23 protein-coding genes, 1 tRNA gene and 1 other RNA gene are annotated in these 21,946 nt (G+C 61.3%); 8 read left to right on the forward strand and 17 right to left on the reverse strand.

Translation table 11 applies throughout. The annotated features are described in order from the left end of the window. Window positions 1–43: 43 nt before the first annotated feature. The 7 genes from I5L03_RS10045 to I5L03_RS10075 all read right to left on the reverse strand — a co-directional run bounded on the left by I5L03_RS10045 (window position 44) and on the right by I5L03_RS10075 (window position 7,432). The gene (locus I5L03_RS10045) at window positions 44–790 is read right to left on the reverse strand and encodes an energy transducer TonB (RefSeq protein ID WP_197921649.1); all 747 of its coding nucleotides are present in this window, start codon (window positions 788–790) and stop codon (window positions 44–46) included. 216 nt (window positions 791–1,006) lie between these two features. Continuing rightward, entirely contained in the window at window positions 1,007–1,348 is a 342-nt protein-coding gene (locus I5L03_RS10050) for a YbaB/EbfC family nucleoid-associated protein (RefSeq protein ID WP_197921650.1), read from the reverse strand. A 94-nt stretch (window positions 1,349–1,442) separates the two neighbouring features. Continuing rightward, entirely contained in the window at window positions 1,443–3,326 is a 1,884-nt protein-coding gene (locus tag I5L03_RS10055; RefSeq protein WP_197921651.1) for a DNA polymerase III subunit gamma/tau, read from the reverse strand. Window positions 3,327–3,383: 57 nt separating this feature from the next. Then, window positions 3,384–3,478: signal recognition particle sRNA small type (ffs, locus tag I5L03_RS10060), an RNA gene on the reverse strand. Between the two features lie 159 nt (window positions 3,479–3,637). Then, complete coding sequence (locus I5L03_RS10065) at window positions 3,638–3,919, reverse strand: ETC complex I subunit (protein WP_197921652.1); 282 nt, start codon at window positions 3,917–3,919, stop codon at window positions 3,638–3,640. 61 nt (window positions 3,920–3,980) lie between these two features. Next, on the reverse strand, window positions 3,981–6,398 hold the full coding sequence (gene hrpB, locus I5L03_RS10070; protein WP_197921653.1) for an ATP-dependent helicase HrpB: 2,418 nt from the start codon (window positions 6,396–6,398) through the stop codon (window positions 3,981–3,983). A gap of 11 nt (window positions 6,399–6,409) precedes the next feature. Continuing rightward, complete coding sequence (locus I5L03_RS10075; protein ID WP_197921654.1) at window positions 6,410–7,432, reverse strand: polyprenyl synthetase family protein; 1,023 nt, start codon at window positions 7,430–7,432, stop codon at window positions 6,410–6,412. A gap of 97 nt (window positions 7,433–7,529) precedes the next feature. Between I5L03_RS10075 and I5L03_RS10080 the strand changes: the two genes are divergently transcribed. Together I5L03_RS10080 and I5L03_RS10085 are read left to right on the forward strand one after the other, a co-directional pair. Beyond that, the gene (locus tag I5L03_RS10080) at window positions 7,530–7,820 is read left to right on the forward strand and encodes a chorismate mutase (RefSeq protein ID WP_197921655.1); all 291 of its coding nucleotides are present in this window, start codon (window positions 7,530–7,532) and stop codon (window positions 7,818–7,820) included. Window positions 7,821–7,861: 41 nt separating this feature from the next. Then, the gene (locus I5L03_RS10085) at window positions 7,862–8,356 is read left to right on the forward strand and encodes a hypothetical protein (protein ID WP_197921656.1); all 495 of its coding nucleotides are present in this window, start codon (window positions 7,862–7,864) and stop codon (window positions 8,354–8,356) included. On the opposite strand, the gene I5L03_RS10090 is transcribed toward I5L03_RS10085, so the two are convergent. The 4 genes from I5L03_RS10090 to I5L03_RS10105 form a co-directional block, all read right to left on the reverse strand. Beyond that, window positions 8,309–8,755, reverse strand: coding sequence for a hypothetical protein (locus I5L03_RS10090; protein ID WP_197921657.1), 447 nt, complete (start codon window positions 8,753–8,755; stop codon window positions 8,309–8,311). The two genes, I5L03_RS10085 and I5L03_RS10090, sit on opposite strands and share 48 nt — an antisense overlap. A 252-nt stretch (window positions 8,756–9,007) precedes the next feature. Further along, window positions 9,008–10,498, reverse strand: a complete 1,491-nt coding sequence (locus I5L03_RS10095) for a sensor histidine kinase (RefSeq protein WP_325100161.1) — start codon at window positions 10,496–10,498, stop codon at window positions 9,008–9,010. Next, window positions 10,449–11,126, reverse strand: a complete 678-nt coding sequence (locus tag I5L03_RS10100; protein WP_197921658.1) for a response regulator transcription factor — start codon at window positions 11,124–11,126, stop codon at window positions 10,449–10,451. The genes I5L03_RS10095 and I5L03_RS10100 overlap by 50 nt, the downstream gene beginning before the upstream one ends. Before the next feature lie 89 nt (window positions 11,127–11,215). After that, window positions 11,216–11,533: a hypothetical protein gene (locus I5L03_RS10105; protein WP_197921659.1), complete on the reverse strand. Its 318-nt coding sequence runs from the start codon at window positions 11,531–11,533 to the stop codon at window positions 11,216–11,218. 132 nt (window positions 11,534–11,665) lie between these two features. Between I5L03_RS10105 and I5L03_RS10110 the strand changes: the two genes are divergently transcribed. Together I5L03_RS10110 and I5L03_RS10115 are read left to right on the forward strand one after the other, a co-directional pair. After that, window positions 11,666–13,483: an ABC-F family ATP-binding cassette domain-containing protein gene (locus tag I5L03_RS10110; RefSeq protein WP_197921660.1), complete on the forward strand. Its 1,818-nt coding sequence runs from the start codon at window positions 11,666–11,668 to the stop codon at window positions 13,481–13,483. Between the two features lie 90 nt (window positions 13,484–13,573). Further along, on the forward strand, window positions 13,574–15,085 hold the full coding sequence (locus I5L03_RS10115; RefSeq protein ID WP_197921661.1) for a hypothetical protein: 1,512 nt from the start codon (window positions 13,574–13,576) through the stop codon (window positions 15,083–15,085). On the opposite strand, the gene I5L03_RS10120 is transcribed toward I5L03_RS10115, so the two are convergent. Then, entirely contained in the window at window positions 15,086–15,562 is a 477-nt protein-coding gene (locus tag I5L03_RS10120; RefSeq protein ID WP_197921662.1) for a DUF6456 domain-containing protein, read from the reverse strand. Between the two features lie 96 nt (window positions 15,563–15,658). Between I5L03_RS10120 and I5L03_RS10125 the strand changes: the two genes are divergently transcribed. Further along, window positions 15,659–16,231: a helix-turn-helix domain-containing protein gene (locus tag I5L03_RS10125; protein ID WP_197921663.1), complete on the forward strand. Its 573-nt coding sequence runs from the start codon at window positions 15,659–15,661 to the stop codon at window positions 16,229–16,231. Window positions 16,232–16,247: 16 nt separating this feature from the next. Further along, entirely contained in the window at window positions 16,248–17,441 is a 1,194-nt protein-coding gene (locus tag I5L03_RS10130; protein WP_197921899.1) for a glycosyltransferase, read from the forward strand. Here I5L03_RS10130 and secF read toward each other — a convergent pair. The 3 genes from secF to yajC are packed head-to-tail and all read right to left on the reverse strand — an operon-like array spanning window position 17,438 to window position 20,390. Further along, window positions 17,438–18,415, reverse strand: coding sequence for a protein translocase subunit SecF (gene secF / locus I5L03_RS10135; protein WP_197921664.1), 978 nt, complete (start codon window positions 18,413–18,415; stop codon window positions 17,438–17,440). The two genes, I5L03_RS10130 and secF, sit on opposite strands and share 4 nt — an antisense overlap. Window positions 18,416–18,431: 16 nt before the next feature. After that, window positions 18,432–20,042 carry a protein translocase subunit SecD gene (secD, locus tag I5L03_RS10140; protein ID WP_197921665.1) on the reverse strand — a complete coding sequence of 537 codons (1,611 nt, stop codon included), beginning with the start codon at window positions 20,040–20,042 and terminating at the stop codon, window positions 18,432–18,434. 27 nt (window positions 20,043–20,069) lie between these two features. Next, the gene (gene yajC, locus I5L03_RS10145) at window positions 20,070–20,390 is read right to left on the reverse strand and encodes a preprotein translocase subunit YajC (RefSeq protein ID WP_197921666.1); all 321 of its coding nucleotides are present in this window, start codon (window positions 20,388–20,390) and stop codon (window positions 20,070–20,072) included. A gap of 254 nt (window positions 20,391–20,644) precedes the next feature. Here yajC and I5L03_RS10150 point away from each other — a divergent pair. After that, window positions 20,645–20,721 (forward strand) — tRNA-Pro (locus I5L03_RS10150). A gap of 8 nt (window positions 20,722–20,729) precedes the next feature. On the opposite strand, the gene I5L03_RS10155 is transcribed toward I5L03_RS10150, so the two are convergent. Together I5L03_RS10155 and I5L03_RS10160 are read right to left on the reverse strand one after the other, a co-directional pair. Further along, window positions 20,730–21,032, reverse strand: coding sequence for a HigA family addiction module antitoxin (locus I5L03_RS10155; protein ID WP_197921667.1), 303 nt, complete (start codon window positions 21,030–21,032; stop codon window positions 20,730–20,732). Then, window positions 21,032–21,313: a type II toxin-antitoxin system RelE/ParE family toxin gene (locus tag I5L03_RS10160; protein ID WP_197921668.1), complete on the reverse strand. Its 282-nt coding sequence runs from the start codon at window positions 21,311–21,313 to the stop codon at window positions 21,032–21,034. The genes I5L03_RS10155 and I5L03_RS10160 overlap by 1 nt, the downstream gene beginning before the upstream one ends. A 145-nt stretch (window positions 21,314–21,458) precedes the next feature. Between I5L03_RS10160 and I5L03_RS10165 the strand changes: the two genes are divergently transcribed. Then, window positions 21,459–21,872, forward strand: coding sequence for a holin family protein (locus I5L03_RS10165; RefSeq protein WP_197921669.1), 414 nt, complete (start codon window positions 21,459–21,461; stop codon window positions 21,870–21,872). Window positions 21,873–21,946: the final 74 nt, after the last annotated feature.

The following is a 21,946-nucleotide window of genomic DNA, read 5'->3' on the forward strand; positions in this document are numbered from 1 at the left end:
CCGCATCGCAACCGGTGCGGATGAGTAAGTGTGGATGAGGCGCTTAGCCAATTTGATACAGGACCGAGGTAGTCCAGTAGCTCCGGATCGCGTTTCCAGCCGCATCCAATGCCGGCTCAAACCGGGCGTGCCGCCTCAAGCCGTCGCAGGCCGTATCATGAAATACCTCAAGGCCGACGGCAGATTGGACGTGGCACTCTTCCACTTCACCTTCGGTGTTGATAATCAGCCGCAAATTCAGTGAAGCCTGTTCGCCCTCCCTAAGGGCACCGGAAGGGTACTCACGAACAAATCGATGGACCCATTGGCGCATGCGCAATGGCTGCACTTCGCGAGTGAGGCTTTGATGCGCGTCGACGTCGATGCCCCAAAAGGTAAGCAAATTGTCCATGCAACCGCGCATGGCTCCCATCGGATCCGCCATCGAGCCGGTTTCGAGCACCAGTGGGTGCTCAAATGAGTTAGAGAAATGAATGCCCGTAACTTCCGCTTCACGCTGACGGCGTTGTTCGTCCGTGATTTCGATGTCACCATCGCTGGCGGCTTCGGCCATGGCTGCTGTTGAAAGCGAGCCATTGAACATCATGCCTGTTCCGCCATCATTCAGGCTAATCCGGAAAGCGTTCGGGTTTTCGCGTTCTTCGGTGTCCGGCATCACCTGATAGCGGAAGCGCCGGCTGCGCGTCTCCATCGTATCGCTATAGACTATGAATTGCAGAGCGCCGTTAGGCGAAAACTGCCGCATTTCCATGAAAGCGGTGTCGGTCCCATCGGAAAACTGCCGCCGCAAGGCACAGCTGTCCTCAGCCAAATCGAGTACCCATGGGCTGCTTGCGGCCAGCGTCCGTGTGTCATCCTGCGCCTGCGCCCCGCCGGCAGGCATCACGACGCACATCGCAGCGGCTGCCGCGAGGGATTGTTTCGAAATGAATTTCATCAGTGAGACCCTCTGATCACGATCAGGGGGGCAATATAGTTGGGATCAAGACCCCATGCCAGCAAGATTTCACCCCATGCCAGGCAAATTGAAGCCCGGCGGCAGGCCGAGGCCCTGCTGCATTTCGGCCATATGCTCGCCGGCCTTGCGGTCGGCCTTGTCGCGCGCATCATTGAAAGCGGCGGTGACAAGGTCTTCGAGGATCTGCTTTTCTTCAGTTTTGATGAGGCTTTCATCGATTTCCACGCCGATCATCCGGCCGCGCGCGCTGGCCCGCACTTTGACGAGGCCGCCGCCTGCAGTCCCTTCGACTTCAATCGTGTCGAGCTTTACCTGCGCATCCTGCATCTGCTGCTGGATCTTCCCGGCAGCTTCCTGCGCGGCTTTCATCATTTCTTCCATGTTCTGCATCTGGGGGCTCCTCGGCTGATCAGTCGGTAATTGGCTTGTCTATTCTAGCTTGGGATCATCGCCAGCTATTCAAGTATGATAGCACAGTTGCGCGTCAGGCGCGGCGGCTCCAATCCTCGCTGCGGCGGGCTGGCTTCTGTTCTTCGACCACCTTTGCATCGGGGAAAGCAGCAAAGGCGGCCTGCACCAGCGGATGGTTGCGCACCCTGTCCGCCTCTGCCTGCCGCGCGGCTTCGTCCTGCTCGCTCAACGTCGGAGCGCCCTCGCCTTCGCCCCGGATAATTTCCCATTTCGAGCCAAAGGCGTTCTGGAAAGCCTGCCTGATCTGCGGCGTGATGTTATCGTCGAAACCGGATGGCTGCGTGTATTCCAAGCGACCGGGCGCGAGCGAAATGACCCGCACCTGCCCTTTCAGCAGGCTGCCCATCGTCCACGCACCTTCGATCCCTGAATTCTCGATCTGCTCGACCAGATCGCGCCAATGCGCTGCCGGGTTTCCGCCACCTACCGCAGGTGCCCCGCCCTCGGATGGCGTGCCGGTCGCGCCGCCGGTCAAAGCGAAATCCTTCAGCTGTTTGGCGAGCTTGCCCGGGTCCGGCATGTCAGCCGCATGCATCGCGCGCAGCAGAGCCATTTGCGCTGCCACCAGCGGATCGGGCGCGGTGCGCACTTCATCATGGCCCTTCAAAAGCAGTTGCCACAGGCGATGGACTTGCCCGGCGGACAAGCGCTGCGCCCATTCACTGATTGCCGCGCGCTCTTCCTCCGTCGGCGCGTCAGGCTCGCCAATCTGGCCGACGGCGACGCGATGCGTGAATTCCATCAGCGCGCGCATCAGCGAAAGCGGCTCCACACCCAGCGAATATTGATCTGCAATCGCGGCGAGAAGTTTCTGCGGCTCACCTTCGAGCACATGCTGAAAAAGCCGCCGCTGCGCCCCGCGATCGGCCAGGCCGAGCATATCGCGGACCTGGTCCACGCTGACCTTGGTGGAGCCATCGCCCGATTCCATATCGGCATGAGCAATCGCCTGATCGAGGATCGAAAGCCCATCTCGCACCGAACCCTCGGCAGCCGACGCGATCATCGCCAGCGCCTCATCATCCGCGCCCACGCCCTCCTGCTCGCAGACCCAGGCGAAGTGCTTGTGGAGCAGATCGGACGGGATGCGGCGCAGGTCGAAACGCTGCGTGCGGCTGAGGACGGTGACCGGAAGTTTGTCGACTTCGGTGGTGGCGAAGAGGAATTTCACATGCGCAGGCGGCTCCTCAAGGGTCTTGAGCAAAGCATTGAATGCGTTGCGCGAAAGCATGTGAACTTCGTCGATAATGTAGATCTTGTAGCGCGCCGACACGGCCGCATAGCGCACCGCCTCGATAATTTCGCGCACATCGTCCACGCCTGTGTGAGACGCCGCATCCATCTCGATGACGTCGATATGCCGCCCCTCTGCGATGGCGAGGCATGGCTCGCACTGGCCGCATGGATCGATGGTCGGTCCGCCTTGCCCATCCGGCCCCACACAATTCAATGCTTTGGCGATGAGGCGCGCGGTCGAGGTTTTGCCGACTCCGCGAACGCCGGTCATCAGGAAGGCATGCGCCAGCCGGTCCCGTTCTATGGCATTGCCCAGAGTGCGAACCATCGGCTCCTGCCCGATCAGTTCAGAAAATGTCTGCGGACGGTATTTTCGCGCCAGCACCCGGTATGGCTGCGCGGGATCGGTGGCCGATGGCAGCGGGGCCGTCGAGCCTGCTTCAATAGCAGAGGGTTCTTCGGGAGCCGGAGTGGCCGGAACGGGCGCCTGCTCAGCCGTTGGCTCCGGCGCTGCCTCGGACGGCTCCTCGCCGAACATGGAATTCTGCCCCGCAGCCTCAAGCTCCGCAGCGGAAGGCTTGTTTTCCTCCTCCTGCGCGGGCGCATCATTGCCATTGTCGATCCATGGCGGCGTGTCAGAATTCTCGGGGGAATCACTCATGCGCGCAAGACTAGGCGCTCACCACGCGAATGTCATCGCGCTTGCCGGATGATGTTGTGAAAAGGAGCCGAGCGACCCGCTGCCATTTACCTGGGCTGCTTCCTTCCGGACCTGACCCGGTGAGCAAACGCGAACGTCCACCCGACTCCCGCGGCGCATATGGCCGCGGTCGGCGACAAATTCAAGCGCGATTGCAACGCTACAAATCGGTTTCGCAGAAACCGCAAGGCCGAACGGCCGCCCGCAGCGGGCGCAGCTTGCCTGCGCATCTAGCGAGGACGAAGCGGCGGATGCCGCTTCGCAAAACTAGATTACCGAAAATTGTCCGCATAGGCCTGAAGCTTCAGCTTCTTGGGCGGGACAGAATGCACGCGGGCCGCGATGCCGTATTTCTCGGCATAGGCCTGCGCTGCCTCGCAGCTGGGGAATTTCAGCTGCACCTGCTGACGCGTATCGCCGCTGCCGGACCATCCCATCAGCGGGTCGGGCTTCTTCGCCTCTGCCGGAACGAAATCGAGCACCCACTGATCGGTGAGAGCCTTGCCGGATTGCATCGCGCTTTGCGGGCGCTTGTAGATACGTGCGTCTGCCATAGGAGAGCCCTTAAAGCCGATTTGCGCAACGCTCAATCCCCTCTCGCTAGCGGGAGGGGAGTTACCGGTTGAAAGCATTCTTGGTCTTTAAGCTCGGTTTTTCCGTCCAAGGCTCATCCGGCCAGCGATGCTTGGGGTAGCGGCCTTTCATATCCTTTTGCACATCCGCCCAGCTGCCGCGCCAGAAACCGGGGAGATCGCGGGTCGCTTGGATAGGTCGCCCGGCCGGATTGGTGAGGTGTATGAGCAACGGCGTTGTGCCGATCATCGGGTGGCGGTCTAGCCCGAACAGCGCCTGCACGCGCACCTCGACACTCGGCGCATGTTCACTCGCATAATCGATAGCGTGGCTGGTACCCGCGGGACTGGTGAATTGTCGGGGGGCACGCTGATCCAACTGCTGGCGTTCGTCCCACGACAGGAGGTGCAGCGCGGCCTCGGCATAGCGCCCCGGTGGCAGGTCGAGGTCGCGCCTGCCGGACAGCAGCGGGGCGAGCCATTCCTCAGCCCGCGCGCCCAACTGCTCTTCACTCAGTGCTTCGATCCCGGCGAAATGTGCGCGGGCGAGAAACCCTGCCGGCAGCAATTTCCCCAGCCGCTCAACAGCTTTCTCCACAAGGATATCAACAAAAGCTTGACGATCAGGATCGGGGTCCGGCCCGCTCGCAAGCGTTATCGCGCCAAGCCGCTTCTCGCGCCTCGCCTCAACACGGTTCTCGCCGGAATTCCAGCGCGCGACAGTGCGGGTCTCAATCAGTTTGGCACAATACTGCTCAATCTCCTGCGCTGTCAGTTCTGCTGCGGCTGTGATGCGAGCCCCTTTGGCCTGTCCCTGCGCATCGGCGATCACCAGCCACTCGGCGCGCGCCAGAGGTGACGCAGGATCAAGAGTGAAGCCGCGCCCACCGGCGGATGCCCAGTTCTCACCCGATGGATCACGGCGGCGGGCGATAGTGTCCGGCTGCGCGAGCGCGAGGAACAGAGCCGCATTGCGCGATGAGGTTTCGTGGGGTGAAACAAGCCGCTCAGCCGCCTTTGCCCATCGCTCTGCCAGCTTTCGCGCGCCGTCGGCCCGCTTGCCGCGATCGCCATGCCACCGGGACAGGCGCTGCATCAGATCTTCACCGCGCCCGCCGAGACCTCGCTCCTGCGAGAGCGCGACCAGCTTCGCGGCGTCGAGCGCCTGACCGGCCTCTGCGCCAAGCAGAACAGCAGCGCCCGCAACGGGGTCCATCGGCAGGCTGGCGATCTGCTCGCCGCGCGGGGTGATACGTCCCTCCGCGTCGACCGCGCCGAGCTTCTCCAGCCGCAAGCGTGCACTGGCGAGCGACCCTTCTGGCGGCGGGTCGAGCCATTGCAGGCTCAGCGGATCGCCAACGCCCCACTTCGCCAGCCCCAGCACCAGCGGCGCCAGATCGCTGGAGAGCATTTCCGGCGTGTCATAGGCGGGCCTGCCCGCATGCCCGGCCTCTTCCCACAGGCGATAAGCAACACCCGGCGATTGACGCGCCGCTCGGCCCGCCCGCTGCGCTGCTGCGGCCTGGCTGGCGCGCGTCGTGACCAGATGGGTGGTTCCCGCCGCGCGATCGAATTCGGCCCGGCGGGCAAGCCCGCTGTCCACGACCACCGAAACGCCATCGAGCGTTAGCGAAGTCTCGGCGATGCTGGTGGCAAGGACAATGCGCCGCCTGCCATCAGGATCACGACGGATCGCAACGCGCTGGTCAGCGGGCTGCACCTGGCCATGCAGTGGCAGCACGGGGGTGTTCGGCAGCTTCGCTTCCAGCCGCTCCTGTACCCGGCTGATCTCACCAACACCCGGAAGGAAGGCGAGGATGTCACCCTCTTCCTCACGCCACGCCGTCAGGATCGCCGAGGTCATCGCATCCTTCAGCCGCTTTTCCGGCGACGCGCCGAGCCATTTAATATCGAGCGGATAGGCTTTGCCTTCACTCTCGATCACCGGCGTTGCATCGCCCATCAGCCGCGCAAACCGTGCGCCGTCGATGGTTGCGGACATGACGCACACGCGCAGGTCCTCGCGGAGGATCCCTTGCGTTTCGAGCGCGAGCGCGAGGCCGAGGTCGCTATCGAGCGAGCGCTCATGCGCTTCATCGAACAGCAGGGCTGACACGCCGTCCAATTCCTGATCTTCGAGCAGCCGATTGACCAATATCGCCTCGGTCACGACATTGATGCGGCTGCCCTTGCGACTGTCGAGCCGGGTCAGATAGCCGACCCGCTCGCCCACTTTCTCGCCGAGCAATTGCGCCATCCGCTCCGCCGCAGCGCGCGCTGCGACACGGCGGGGTGATGTGATGATGATCTGGCCGCTGCACCATTCCTGATCGAGCAAAGCGGGAGCCACCGCCGTGGTCTTCCCCGCTCCGGGCGGAGCGACCAGGACGGCGGAATTGCCCGCACGCAAGGCAGCGAGCAGGTCCGGCAATACGGCATGGATGGGGAGTTCTGCGGCCACCTTGACCGCCCTCAATACCCCCGAGCGACGGCAAATTGCGCGGCCTGCACCATGGCGCGGCGCGCGGCGGAATCGGGGAATATGTTGAGCGCATCGCAGGCGCGCTGGGCGAAATGGCGCGCGCGTTCTCGCGTGGCCGATACGCAATCATGCTTGCGGATCAGGTCGACCGCATGAGCCAAGTCCTCATCCTCGGTCGTGAAACCGGCGATGGCATCCTGCCAGAAGCGGCGTTCCTCATCATTGCCGCGCTGATAGGCAAGGATCACCGGCAGCGTCATTTTGCCTTCGCGGAAATCATCGCCCCGATCCTTGCCCATTTCGGAAGCTTCGGAATCGTAATCGATGGCATCGTCCACCAGCTGGAAAGCTATGCCGAGATTGCGGCCGTAGCTGTCGAGCGCTTCCTCTTCCTCCTCACCGCATTCGGCCACCACGGCGGAGATCCGGCTAGCCGCTGCAAAAAGTGCAGCAGTCTTCGCGCCGATAATATGCAGGTAACGCTCTTCCGAGGTTTCGATCTTTCGCTGCGAAACAAGCTGGTCGACTTCGCCCTGTGCGATAATCGCGCTTGCGCTCGAGAGGATCTTCAGGACCTTCAGGCTGCCGTCTTCCACCATCAGCTCGAAAGCGCGGCTGAACAGGAAGTCGCCCACCAGGACGGTGGCGGGATTGCCATAGACGATGTTCGCCGCTTCCTTGCCGCGCCGCATCTCGCTGCCGTCGACGACATCGTCATGCAACAAGGTGGCTGTGTGGATGAATTCCACCGCAGCGGCGAGCTTGTGGTGGCGCGTGCCCTGATAGCCGACGACTTCCGCCCCGGCGAGCGTCAGCATAGGCCGCATCCGCTTGCCGCCGCCCGCGATCAGATGACCGGCAAGCGCAGGGATCAGCGGAATTTCGCTCTGCATCCGATCGAGAATGATCGAATTGACCTGGTTCATGGGCGTGGCTGTCAGCGACAGGATGGGAGAAAGACTAGGCTGTTCTCCGCCATTCGTGCGCTTCAGGGGGACGACGTTGTCGCTCATGCGGCTCTCAATGGGGGCAAGCGCTCGCCTTGGCAAGGCGGCATTTCAGCCGCATTCGCACGTGCAATATAGTTTCAGGACAGCTAAGCATTGCGCAATGACTGAATCGACCGATCCGCAGCTCGCCACCTTTCGCAAAAGCATCGACAATATCGATGCGGCGCTCATTCACATCTTGGCGGAGCGTTTTCGCATTACGCAGGCTGTTGGTGAATATAAGGCGAAGAGCGCCCTGCCCCCAGCCGACCCCGCGCGAGAGACCAAACAGATCGCACGGCTGCGTGCGCTGGCGGTCGAAGCCGATCTCGATCCTGAATTCAGCGAGAAGCTGCTGCGTTTCATCATCGATGAAGTGATCCGCCACCACAGAAAAGCGCGCGGGGACTAGCCACCCGCGCGCTTCCTGTCCCGTCCAAGGGAAAGTCTGACTTGCCGATCAATCCGGACCGCGACGTTCCGGATCGGCCCGGTCGCGCCTGCTGCGCGCTGGCCGCTGCGGATCGCTGCGCCGTGGCCTTTCGGCACGTTCGCGGCGCTGCGGACGCTCGGCCTGCGGACTTGGGCGCTGTGGCCTATCCGCATTCTGCCGACGATTGGGCCTCTCTGCGCGCGGTGGCTGCTGTGGGCGCTCTGCCCGATCATTTCGGCGAGGCCGCTCGGCCCGTGGCGGACGTTGCGGCCGATCCGCTCGGTCATTGCGGCGCGGACGATCTACCCGATCATCCCGACGCGGACGCTCGGCGCGCGGCGGACGCTGCGGTCGCTCTGCGCGCGGGGGCCGCTGCGGGCGATCTGCCCGATCATTACGCCGTGGCCGATCTGCGCGGTCATTGCGACGCGGCCGCTCGGCACGGGGTCGCTGATCACGGTTGCGGTCTACCCGGCCACCGCGCCGATCGCGGTCTGCCCTGTCTCGCCTGTTAACTTCGCCTGCATGGTCCGGAGCGGAGCGGTCGATACGCCCGTCACGCCCGGTGTTTTCAAACCGATCCCCGCCATAGCGGCGACGATCACGTGCGCGGTCGCGCCGGCGATCATCGTCATCGCGGTAACGGCGGCCATCTCTATCACGATAGCGACGCCCATCGCGGTCCCGGTAACGGCGATCATCGCGATAGTCGCGGTGGTCACGGTCTCGCCAGCGGCGCTGGTCACGATAGCGGTGCGGAATTTCATAGCCATATTCACGCCAGTGCGGGCGGAATTCACGGTGTCCCTGGCGGCGACCATACCAATAGTCGCGATGGCGGCGAGACCAGCGATATTCGCGGCCCCAGCGATCGTAAACGTAATAGCCGACGCCCGGATAATAATAGTCGTCATACCAGCCGTAATACGGGTATGAGCCGACGGACACGCCGACGCTGACGCCGGATTGGCCATATCCATAATCGTCGTAATATGTAGAGCAGGCCCCAAGGCCCAATGATGACGCCGCGATGGCGATTGCCCCTAAAATGCGGGGGGACATAGGTGATCTCCCACAAAATCCTTCAACCCGTGCTTTATGAAGGATGAGCTGTGCATCAAATCTGAACAGCCTCGTTGTGAGATAGAAAGCTTTGCGTGGGCGGCTCAGCCTGCGCGCGGCAATTTCAGCTTTACCAGCAATCCGCCAAGATCCTCGCTTTCGTGCAGAGACACCGTGCCGCCGTAAATCTGCGCCACATCGCGGACGATGGCGAGGCCGAGGCCGGTGCCGGGCTTGCTCATGTCCAGCCGCGCGCCGCGGCCGAAAATGGCATCGCGCTCTTTCTCCGGAATACCCATGCCATCATCCTCGATCCAGATGACGCAGCGCTTTGCATCAGGCTCTGCATCGATGGTGATGAAGACACTGCCGCCGCCATATTTCGCGGCGTTTTCGATGAGATTGCCGAGCAGCTCATCAAGGTCCTGCCGCTCCATCGCGACATCCGTATCCCTGCCCGCGATATCGAAGCGGACGTGCTGGTAAAGGCGTGAGACCGCGCGCTCGACGCCTTGTGCGCTCTCCATTGCGCTCGCGCGCGACAAACCCGTAGCGCGGCGACCAACGGCTCTTGCTCGGGCAAGGTGGTGGTCGACATGGCGCTGCATCACATCGGCTTCGCGCAGCACGGCTTCCGGTAGATCGGGGGATTGCGCATGCGCGGCATTGTTGAGGACGGTGAGCGGAGTTTTCAGCGCATGGGCGAGGTTGCCGGCATGGGTGCGCGCTTCCTCCGCCTGCTTTTCCGAATGTTCAAGCAGCGCGTTGAGCTCTTCCACCATCGGTTGCACTTCGAGCGGGAGCGGCTCTGTCACCCGGTTGGTTCCGGTGGTGCGTATGCGAGCAATCGCCTGGCGCACACGGCGTAACGGGCCGAGGCCATACCATGTCTGCGCCATCGCCATTAGGAATAGGCCAATGCCGAGAATGGCGAAGGACCAGATGAGCGTCAGGCGGACCTGCGCGATCTGGTTGTCGATCTCCTCACGGTTCTGCGCCACCACGAATTGCCATTGCACATCGCTGCCGGGCAACTGAACGGTGCGCTGGACGATACGCAAGGCCTCGTCACGAAACTGAACTGAATCGTAAAATACCGGCTCCAGGAACTCGCCTTCACGCACTACCAGCCGGTCGTCCCAGAGCGAATTGGAAGGGAAGGGATCGTAACCGTCACCGCTGATCTGCCAGTAGGATCCGCTGCCCGGTTCGAGATAGGACTGGTTACCCAGGATCGAATTGAAACGGACACCCCAGATAGGGTCGACTTCTGCCGACCGCAGCATCGCATTGAGCGGGATCAGCAGGCGGTTGTCGAATTCTTGCTCCAATTGGTTAGTTAGAACCCGGTCGAGCGCGAACCCGCCCACCGAAAGCAAGATGACAATCCATCCCGCCGCGATCATCATCATGCGGCGGGACAGGCTGCCGGTATGCGTTACCGTGGCGCCCTGCTCTTCCTCGTAATGATAGGCGTGCTCGTGCTCCGCTCCACCCGGAAGCGTTTCCGCGCCTGGCGCAGGGACATCGCCATCATCGCTGCCGCTATTCGCGGGGTGCGTCTGCGGGGTCGTCGAGGCTGTAACCGAGGCCACGGATGGTGGTTATAACGTCTGCGCCAAGTTTCTTGCGGATGCGGGTGACGAAGACTTCGATCGTGTTGCTGTCACGGTCGAAATCCTGGTCGTAAATATGTTCGATAAGCTCCGTCCGGCTCACCACCTTGCCCTTGTGGTGCATCAGGTAACTGAGCAGCTTATATTCCTGCGCGGTCAGCTTCACCGGCTCACCATTCAGCGTGACGCGGCCTGAGCGTGTATCCAGCCGGACATCGCCTGCCGTCAGCTCGGAAGAGGCATTACCCGATGCACGGCGGATCAGGGCGCGCAGGCGAGCTATCAGCTCTTCGGTCTGGAAAGGTTTTGCAAGGTAATCGTCTGCCCCTGCATCCAGCCCTGCGACCTTGTCGCTCCAGCTATCGCGCGCTGTCAGCACCAGCACGGGGAATTTCCTCCCTTCCTTGCGCCACATGCCCAGAACCGTCAGGCCGTCGATTTCGGGCAGGCCCAGATCGAGCACGGCAGCGTCATATTCTTCCGTGCTGCCGAGGAAATGGCCGTCCTCGCCATCAGTGGAAAGGTCCACCGCATAGCCGTTCTGTTCCAGTGTCGATTTGAGTTGCTGGCCGAGAGTAGGCTCGTCCTCAACAATCAGAATGCGCATCGAATATTCCCTGTACTGTGTCGCGCTGAGTGGTTGCGCCTACAACATGAACGCGTCAAGCAAGCAGCGAGTTTCCAATGGGGAGATATTCAGCGCGATACGCGCAGGACGCGTGCTGTCTGCGCATCCACGTCGACCCAGATCATCCGGCCATTGCGAATGAATTTAAGGCGATAGACCTGCGCGATGGGATCATATTCGAAACCGATATACTCATCATCCTCGCGCATTTGCGGGATGATGCGGCGTTCGATTTCACGAATAGGCATGTTGCGGCCAGCCTGCATTTCCGCACGCGCAGAGTTCTGGTCACCGCGTTCACGGTCAAAAGATTGCGCAGACGCAGGCGTGCTCCACGCCGAAAGGGCGCAGGCAGCAGCAGCAAAGATGGCGATCGGCTTCAACATGATGGTGGTTTGCCTAAAGATACGCCGTTGAACAAGAAGTGAATTTGCCACCATCCATGCGTTCAGCTTTATTGGCTGTTCCTTCGCGGACTGCTTGCCACACACCGCCCTCCCCCCTAATTGGCAGCGCGCATGGCAGAACCTCCCATTCTCAGCCTCGAAGGCATCGGCTTGCAACAAGGTGGGCGCTGGCTGTTCGGTGATCCGTCATCAGGTGATGGCGAGGGGCTGGACCTGCATATCGGCCCGCGCGACAGGCTGGCACTGATCGGTCGCAATGGCGTTGGCAAAACGACGCTGCTTCGCCTCATCACGGATGAAATCGAGCCGGATCGCGGCGTGCGCAAGGTAAAAGCGCATGCCAATATCGTCTGGCTGGAGCAGGAGCCGGATTTTTCCGCCCATAAGACGCTGATGGACTTCGCCCTTGCCGGCGATGACGCGCCGCCTGAACACGGCGTAGAGGCCATTGCCGGCCAGCTGGGCATCGACATGACGACAGAGGCAGCGACCGCCAGCGGCGGCGAGAAGCGCCGCGCCGCAATCGCCCGCGCGCTGGCGCAGGAGCCCGACCTGTTGCTGCTCGATGAGCCGACAAACCACCTCGATCTTGCTGCCATCGACTGGCTGGAAACGTGGCTTGAGCGGTTCAAAGGCGCGTTCATTGTCATCAGCCACGACCGCACCTTCCTGAAACGCCTGACCCGGGCCACACTTTGGCTGGACCGCGGCAGTATGCGGCGCAAGGAAGTTGGCTTTGGCGGCTATGAGGCGTGGGAAGAGCAGGTCTATGCCGAAGAGGCGCGCGCGGCAGAAAAGCTCGATGCGAAGCTGAAGATCGAGGCGCATTGGCTTGAGCGCGGCGTCACTGCGCGGCGCAAGCGCAATATGGGCCGTTTGGAAAAGCTCTTCGAAATGCGCGCCGCACGCGCTGCGATGATCACGCCCGGCGGCACAGCCAAGCTCAAACTGGCGAGCGATGAGGATTTTAAAAGCAAGTCCGTCATCGTCGCGGAGGATATCTCCAAGACCTATGGCGATCGGCAGGTCATCAAGCCCTTTTCCTTGCGCATCCAGCGCGGTGACAGGATCGGTATTGTCGGCGCCAATGGCGCGGGCAAGACGACGCTTCTTAAAATGCTGACCAAGGAGATCGAGCCGGACACGGGCACCGTGACCCATGCCAAGACTCTCTCTGGCGTCTCCATCGATCAGCAACGCGCGCTATTGCAGCCCGAACTTACCGTGCGGCAGGTGCTGGCGGAAGGCGGCGACTGGCTGGATGTGCGCGGCAGCCGCAAGCACGTTCAGGCCTATCTGAAGGACTTCCTCTTCGACCCCAGCCTTATCGATGCGAAGATCGGCACATTCTCCGGCGGCGAGCAATCACGACTGCTGCTGGCGCGCGAGTTTTCCCGCACCTCCAATCTGCTGGTGCTGGATGAGCCAACCAACGATCTCGACCTCGAAACGCTTGACCTGCTGCAGGAAGTTATCGCCGACTATGAAGGCACCGTCCTGATCGTCAGCCACGATCGCGACTTTCTCGATCGCACGGTGACGGTGACACTCGGCCTCGACGGCAGCGGCACGGTCGATATCGTCGCAGGCGGCTACGAGGATTGGCAAGCGAAGCGCAAACAGCGCACCCCGAAGAAAGCCAGGACAGACAAACCAACCGACGAAAAATCTGCGCCGCCCCCTCCCCCGCCGCCGAAATCGAGCAAACTGTCCTACAAGGACCAGCGCGATTACGAGCAATTGCCGAAGCGGATCGAGGAGTTGGAAACCCTTATCGGCAAAGGCGAAAGCGCGCTCGCCGATCCAGAGCTGTACAGCAAAGACCCGGACAAATTCGCGCGGATCAGCAAATCGCTTGAACTGGCGCGCGACGAAAAGGACGCGGCAGAAGAACGCTGGCTGGATCTTGCAGAGCGAGCCGAGAGCTAAATCCCTGTAAAAACGGCGCGCCAAACGTTAGCGGCGCGTTAACCACGTTTCCTCACTTCGTTTGCACCAAAGCCGGGCAAACCCCTTGGCATGGGCATTGCCTCCTCATCTGCATTGCGTGACGAGAACGCCGGCAACGGGCCTGCTTATGGCAGTCTCGAAACGCTTGGCGCCCGTCCGAAGCCAAAGAAAAAGCCTGTGCTCGTGCTGGATCCGGACGAGCTCGCGCAGGCGCATGCCATGTTCCAGGATGCCTCGGCAGAGCTGATGGGCGAAGAGGTCGAGCGTCCGCAGCGCCCGGCGACAATCCTCGGCCTCGCGCCGATGGAAGATGACGATCTTGAGGAAATGGGTCAGTCGGACGAGCCCGATGCCGAAGACGATGACGCCGTTCCCAATGCTGAGGACGTGCTTAGCCTTACGCGTCGCAAATCTGCGCCTGTGCTGGATCACGGCCTTGATGATGCGATTGCCAATGACCTTCGCATGCAAACGCCCGACGCGGACCAGATCGCGGCCAGCGGAACCGATCCAATCAGCGGCGACGATGATTTTGGCGGCTACGCCGATCCCGATGGCCCCATCGAAGACGATATCGATCTGGAAAATCGCATCTTCCCCTCGCTTCCGGTCCAGCCGGAATTGGCCGAAACCGAGAGCGAGCCTGCCGAAGCGGAAGCTGCACAAACGCCGCCCGCACAGCCTGTTGTCCCTGCCGAGCCCGAAATGTCGGCATCGGCCGAACCGAAAATTGCGGAAGAAATACCGCAACAAACCTCGTCGCTCGAAAGCCTGCAGGCCCGTTTGGCCAAACGCGACGCGGAAAACCAATCGCATGATTTCGAAACGACCGAGCCCGGGGCGATAGAAAAGCCAAATAGCCGGGCCAGTCACTTTGCGCCGTCGCGCGAGGATGTCGAGGAGCTGCGGCAACGCCACAGCAAGGACTGGTTCGAGCTGGACCGCGACGATGTCGAAAAGCGCGAATTGCAGGCATGGGCTGACGAAAACTGGCAGAATGACAAACCAGCATCGTCGGAAAATCGTGTGGATGCGCGAGAGACCGATAAGCCGCGCGCTACTGCGCCTGAGCCAATGGAGCCGCGCCCCGCACCTGCCAGGCCTGAACCAAAGCAATCGAGCGATTTCGCGCCGCCGCCTCCGGTACAGATGCAGCCGCCAGCGCAGAACGCTGAGTCGGAGCCAGAACCTCAGCCCAAGCCAGCCGTGCCCACGCCGGTCGCAAGCGATAAGGATCGTTGGGAAGAGGCGAAGCCTGCCGCGCCGATGGCGGAATCAGCCGATCACATCTCGCCGGAGTCCACCGAAGTTGCTGGGGACAACGCAGCCACCGCAGACATATCGGATGAAAGCTACACGCTGACGGATGACGATCAGACGGACGGCTATGCCTTTATGCGTGATCCGCGCTCGCGCCGCTCTGCCGTTACTGCCACTCCGCAAGGTCGCCAGAGTGCCCTTCGCGCGAAGCTGCTGCGCGATGCGGAGCGTGAAGCCGCCGAAAAGGCCGCCCGCCAAAGCCGGGCAAGCAATTCAGTGGTCCTGCGCTTCTGGAACTGGCTGCGCGGTCTGTTTGGTTGATCAGCTGATCCGATAAAAATCCGCCACCCGGTCGAGCGCAAGTTTCAGCACCAGCTTACCGCTGCGCGCGGGCCAGCGTAGCGTCTTTTCCGCCACGGGCAGGGTTTCGCCTGCACACACCACGCGCCAGAGGATGTCTTCCAGCCCCCGACCCGCCTGTTGCAGCGCGCCATCGAAACGGGCTTTCGCGGCGATCTGACGTTCCGTGGGGGAAAGGCCATCGCCGCCCGAACCCTTGATCCGCACCGGGTCCCACCGCATCGTTACATTCGCGCCAAGGCTCGCGCGTTCGTAATCGGCGCGCAGGCGTTCACCGGCATCGAAAAGCCGATCATCAAGATGGCCGTGCGCGTGCAACCAGCCTAGCGGGCTCTCTGCGACATTGACTGTGGCGCTTCGCCCCCTGCGGCCGGCACTGCCTTTGCGACGAGGCCCTTCGGCTGTCAGTTCCCGTTCGACAAGTTTGCGATGCTGCATGCTTTTTCCCTTCTGGCGACGCGCAGCCCTTGCAAAATCGAATCGGTTGTAGGAAAGCTATTTTTGCAACCAATTCGGTTAATTGAGGGATGAAGGATGATTAATCGCATTCGCGATATTCGTCGGCAAAAGGGTCTGACGCTGGCTGAGGTGGCCGCCGCATGTGAGCCGCCCACCACCGCGCAGACGATTGGCCGGTTGGAAACCGGCATGCGCAATCTCTCGCTCGTCTGGATGAACCGCATCGGGGCTGCACTGGGTGTCGACCCGGAAACGCTGGTGAAAGCGGAGAGCGAGAGCCAGCCGCAAGTCATCGCACGGCTGACCGATGCCGGAGCGGAAAGCCTGCCCTCCCCGCGCGATGCAATCCTGCCGACCGAATTGCTCGAAGGGGGATCGCTCGTGTGCCTCGAGATCGAAACGGGCCAAGGTGAATATCGCGGCGGAGACCAGCTCTGGATGCGGCAAGTCGCGCCTGAGGATGCCGGAAATCTGATCAATCGTGATGTTCTCGCCCCGCGATCGGGTGGGCGCTTCGCATTTGGCCGGTTGATAGATCGGCAGGGGAGCCTTGTCGGCCTGCTCCCGCCCGGAGTCGGGAAGCGGCAGATCGTAATCGACAGCCCGGCCTGGCTGGCCGTTGCCGAAATGCTGGTCCGCAAACTGTAAAGCCTTCTTGCCGCTTATGCCCCGCATCCTATCGCTATCGACCCTGTTCCCCAATGCGCATACGCCGCGCTTCGGCACCTTCGTCGCGCGGCAGATGGAAACGCTTGCCGCGACGCCCGATTGGGATGTCACCTTGATCAACCCCGTTGGAGTGCCGCCGATAGCTGCGGGCCGGTACAAGCCGATTGCCAAGGCAGCTGTGGATGGCGTGGAAGGCGGCGTGCAGGTCTATCGTCCGCGCTTCACCCTGTTTCCCAAATTCGGCGGGCGCTTTAACCCGGCAATGATTGCGCGTGCGGCGCTTCCCCTGGCGCGAAAACTTCATGCAGATCAGCCCTTCGACCTGCTCGATGCGCAATTCTTCTATCCCGACGGACCGGCGATTGCGCAGATTGCCGATGCGCTACAATTGCCATTCAGCATCAAGGCCCGGGGGGCGGACATCTCCCACTGGGGCGCGGTTCCCTATGCCCGAAACGCGATGCTGGAGGCTGCCACTTCGGCTTACGGCCTGCTCGCAGTGAGCGAGGCATTGCGGCTCGATATGGGCGATCTCGGCATGCCGGTCGAGACAATTACCGTGCATTACACGGGCCTCGATCACACGCTTTTCAAACCGCTCAACCGCGCGGAATGCCGCGAATGGATGGCGGAGAACCACGCCATGCAGCTCGCGGAAAATGAGAAGCTGGTGACGTCCGTCGGCGCGCTTATTCCGCGCAAAGGGCAGACGTTGCTCATTCAGGCGCTGGTCGAATTGCCCGATGTGCACCTTGCGCTGGTGGGCCGCGGGGATGATCGCACGGCGCTCGCTTCGGAAGCGCGGCGGCTGGGCGTTGCTAGACGCGTGCATATGCTCGGCAGCCTCGATCATACAGAGCTTCCCATCGTCCTGTCGGCAAGCAATGCCATGGCGCTCAATTCCGCGAGCGAAGGCCTGGCGAATGCGTGGGTGGAAGCGCTCGCTTGCGGCACGCCTATAGTCATCACCGATGTCGGCGGCGCGCGCGAGCTGGTGAAAAGCGACAGCGCCGGCCGGATTGTGGACTATGACCCGGATAACGAGCCGAGCGTTTTTGCCCGAGCAATCCGCGAAGTGCTCTATGCCGATTATTCGCAATACGATGTCGCCGCCAACGCCGCGCATTTCAGCTGGGAAGCGAATGCGGCGGCGCTGGCCGATTACTATCGCGGCCTGATCGGCGGCTAGATTTCGCCGCGCGCTTTCTTTTCCTGACGGTCGGCCAGGGTCTCTTCAGGCACGAAGCTGTCAGATGTTACGCCCAGCCAGATCAGGATCGGCGCGGCCATGTAGACCGAGCTGTAAGTACCCACGAACACGCCGAGCACGATGGCCGCGACAAGGCCGAACAGGCTTGCTGGGCCAAAGAACAGCAGCGGCATCAGCGCGACAAACAGCGTCAGGCTGGTCATCACCGTCCGCGCGAGCGTCTCGTTCACCGACAAGTCCAGCAATTGGGGCAGCGGCATCTTGCGGAATTTCTTCAGGTTCTCGCGGATGCGATCATACACCACGATCGTATCGTTCAGCGAGTAACCGATGATGGCAAGGATCGCGGCGATGATCTGCAGGCTGAATTCGAGCTGGAACAGCGCGAACATGCCCAGCGTCAGCGAGACGTCGTGAAACAGCGCAAACAGCGCGCCCACACCGAATTGCCATTCAAAGCGGATCCAGATGTAGACGCTGATCGCCAGCATAGCGAAGATGAGCGCATAGACCGATCTCTCACGAAATTCGCCTGCGACCTTTCCCGACACAGTCTCGTTGGCGTCCTGTCGGACGTTCTCGAATTCACTCTGGATCGTGCTGACGACTTCTTCGCCAATAGCCGTGGCAGCACCGGGCTGGTCCTCCACGCCTTCAGGCAGGCGCACGCGGATCGAGACCGAGTTGGGATCGCCGAAACGCTGGATCGTCGGCTCGCCATAGCCCAATTCGCCAAGCTGAGCGCGCAGCTCCACAATCGGGGCTTCCTCACGCTCAACAAAGGTCACGCGCACTTCCTGACCCCCGGCAAAGTCGACGCCGTAATTAAGGCCCTTCGTTGCCACCAGCGCCCAGCTTGCCGCGATCAGCAGGATGCTGATGACGTAAAACGGCATTCGCAGCTTCAGGAATTTGATATTTGTCGTTTCGGGAACGAGCTTGAGAAGTTTCATATGTTTGTCCTCCCGCTCAAATTGCGATGTCGCTGGGGCGTTTGGCTTTCAGCCAACCGGCGACCCACATGCGGGTGAGAATGACAGCGGTGAACACGCTGGTGAACAGGCCGATGATCAGGACGACGGCAAAGCCGCGAACCGGACCGGAGCCGAACATGAACAAGAGCACGCCAGCGATGAAGTTGGTCACGTTGGCATCGTAAATTGCGCGACTGGCCTCTTTATAGCCCGTCTCAACCGCGGCGATCACGCGCCGCCCTCGCCTTCGCTCTTCACGAATGCGCTCATTGATCAGGACGTTGGCGTCCACCGCCGCGCCGACAGTCAGCACAAAGCCCGCAATACCCGGCAGGGTAAGCGTAGTGTTCATAAAGGCCATGATGCCGAGAACCATCAGCACGTTCAGGATCAGCGCGCCGGTCGAATAGATGCCGAAGCGGCCATAAGTCGCCATCATCAGCAGGATGACGAGCAGGGAGCCGATGCCCATCGCGATGCCACCCTTGATGATGGAATCGCGACCGAGGTCTGGCCCAACCGTGCGCTCCTCAATCACAGTCAGGTCGACAGGCAGCGCACCCGATCGCAGCTGGATTGCAAGGTTGTTTGCGCTTTCGACCGTAAAGCTGCCGGAAATCTGTGCCGAACCGCCAAGGATCGGCTCGTTGAAATTGGGAGCGGAGATCACTTCGTCATCAAGGATGATAGCGAAGCGGCGATTTACATTTTCGGTCGAGAGGCGCGCAAAGGTCGCGCCGCCCTGCGGATCGAACTGGATATTCACCACCGGCTCATTGGTATCGGGGCTGAACCCCTGCTGCGCGCCGGTAAGGCTTTCGCCGCTAATGCCGCCAAGCCGGTTCACGACCAGCACAGAGCCCGCAAAAGGGCTGTCTTCAGCGTAAGGCACGATTTCCGTGCCCGGGATCGGATCGGCGCGCGCGGCTTCTTCCGTCATCTCATTCTGGCGGCGCGGGGCGACCAGCTTGAATTCGAGGTTCGCGGTTTCACCCAGCAAAGCCTTCAGCGCTTCGGGATCTTCGAGACCCGGCACCTGCACCACAATGCGATTGGGACCCTGGCGGATGATGGTAGGCTCGCGCGTGCCCAGCGCATCGATACGGCGGCGCACGACTTCGGTCGCGCTTTCCATTGCATCGTCGACAGCATTGTCGATACCCTGCTCGGTCTGGGTCAGGACGATGCGCCGGCCATCGACCACTTCCAGCTGCCATTCGGCAACAAGGCCCGTGCCGTTGATAACTGGCAGCAGCTCTTCACGCGCACGATCGATATCGCTCGCATTTTCGAGCATGAAGGACACTTGCCCGTCGAGCGTATTGAGCTCGCCAAATTCGATTTCCGGATCGGCATCACCCAGCAGCTGGATGACCGATTCCTCCATCGTTTCCAGCCGCTGTTCGGCCACTTGCGCCGGATCCGCTTCGAGCAGGATGTGACTGCCGCCGGCAAGGTCCAGCCCCAGATTGATCTGCGGCGCTTCCTCAACGAAGTCCGGCGCATCGACGCCCGTCATTGACAGGATCGAAGGAATGGCCAGAACGGCCAGTGCGAGCGTTACTGCCCAAAGCGAAATGCGCTTCCAGAGCGGGAAATCGAGCATGGCGGTGTGACCTGCTGCCTATCTGTGTCAGTCGTTCGCGGGCTTGCCGCCGGGCGGCAGGATATCGCCGATGGTGTTTTTCACCACCTTGATACGCGTGCCCTGTGCGATCTCGATTTCGGCATAGTCATCGTCGACCTTGATCACCTTGCCGATGACACCGCCCGCAGTCACGACCTTGTCGTTCTTTTTCACGCTGGCGATCTTGGCCTGGTGTTCCTTGTGCCGCTTCATCTGCGGGCGGAAAAGCAGGAACCAGAAGATGGCGATCATGCCGATGATCGGCAGGAATTGCACCCATCCTGGAGGGGGAGCCTGGCCGACTGCCAGGGCGAGAAAATCAAGCATGTGTTCGTTCCATTCAGGAGCGGTGAGTCAAAAAACCGAATGTGTCAGAAAATACCCGGCAAACCCGCGGCGCAAACCGCGATTCACCAGCCTCCTCCCCGACATATGGGCGCTGCGCGTAGCAGCATTGCGGAGAGGTGGCAATTGAGGTCCGTTTTGCAATAGATCCGCATACCAGCCGCGCGTGAAATTCTGCCCCGCTATGCGCTTGCTATCGCGCCCCACCCTTTCTATAGGCGCGCTTCCACTGGTCTCGGGAAGTAGCGCAGCCTGGTAGCGCATCACACTGGGGGTGTGGGGGTCGCAGGTTCGAATCCTGTCTTCCCGACCAGTGGACCTTCAAGCAGGTTCGGCGAGTCGATCAACCTTCAGCGACTTTGCCGCTTTCTTCGCGACAACCAGATCATGCGCGGATTGCATCCGCAGCAGGGTCCCGGCATCGACGCCAAAAGCCTTTTCGAACCGGATAGCCATTTCCGGAGAAAGCGCTGCCTTGCCGTTGAGCAGATTGCTCAATCCAACACGCGATACCTTCAGATGCTCGGCAGTGGCACTCACGCTAAGCCTGTACGCAGAGACAAAATTCCGCCTCAGCCATGGCCCCGGATGGACCGCGAAGCTGTCATGCAGTTTGATAACCATCAGTGATAGTCCTCAAGGTTGAGGTCGGCGATTGTCGCATCGTCGACCTTAGTAAACGTAAGTCGCCAGTTTCTGGTGACGGTCATCGCAAACGTCCCCCTCCGATTGCCGGTCAGGGCATGAAAGCCGAAGTTGGGCGGCACCGAAAGCTCGTCGAACGCTTGCGCACTGGCAATAAAGGCGATCATATCCGTGATACGCTCGGGCTCGATCACGCCCTTCGCCTTGCCCGTTTCGAGAAACTTGCGAAGGTGCTTGTGCAGGACATTCTCGATTTCCACGCGCAATGTATAGTCATGCTTTACAATTTAGTCAAGCATCACTTTACACTCGGGTCACTTTGTGAGGCCCAAGCAAATGCTTTCCTACAGCTTTGCCTCTCCGCCACGCCCGTCTGCGAATCCAACCGCAACGGAGCATCCCCCCATGGCAATTCTCGAATCCCTTATCGGTCCTATCGCTTCCATCATCGACAAGATCATTCCGGACAAGGAAGCGCGCGAGCGGGCGAAGCTGGAGTTGATCGCGCTCGAAGGCACGCAGGACATGGCGCAGATCGAGGCACGGCTTTCCGCCATCATTGCAGAAGCCGAAAGCACCGATCCGTGGACCAGCCGCGCGCGGCCGAGCTTTCTTTACGTCATGTATGCGATGATCCTGTGCGCTTTGCCTATGGGTGTCCTTGCGGCGTTCAATCCCACGGTCGCGCGCGATATCGGCGCAGGAATGAACGCCTATCTCGGCGGGCTGCCCGAGCCGCTCTATGCGCTGTTTGGCACAGGCTATCTCGGCTATACCGCCGCGCGTCAGTGGGGCAAGGTGAAGGGCGTGGACAAATAAGCGCCAGGACACTGTCACACCTGTCACACCCCTGCCTAGAAAGCCTGACCGAAACCTGTGCCTTTGCCCTTGGC

This window comes from Aurantiacibacter sediminis (assembly GCF_016019885.1).
Taxonomy (GTDB): Bacteria; Pseudomonadota; Alphaproteobacteria; order Sphingomonadales; family Sphingomonadaceae; genus Alteraurantiacibacter; species Alteraurantiacibacter sediminis.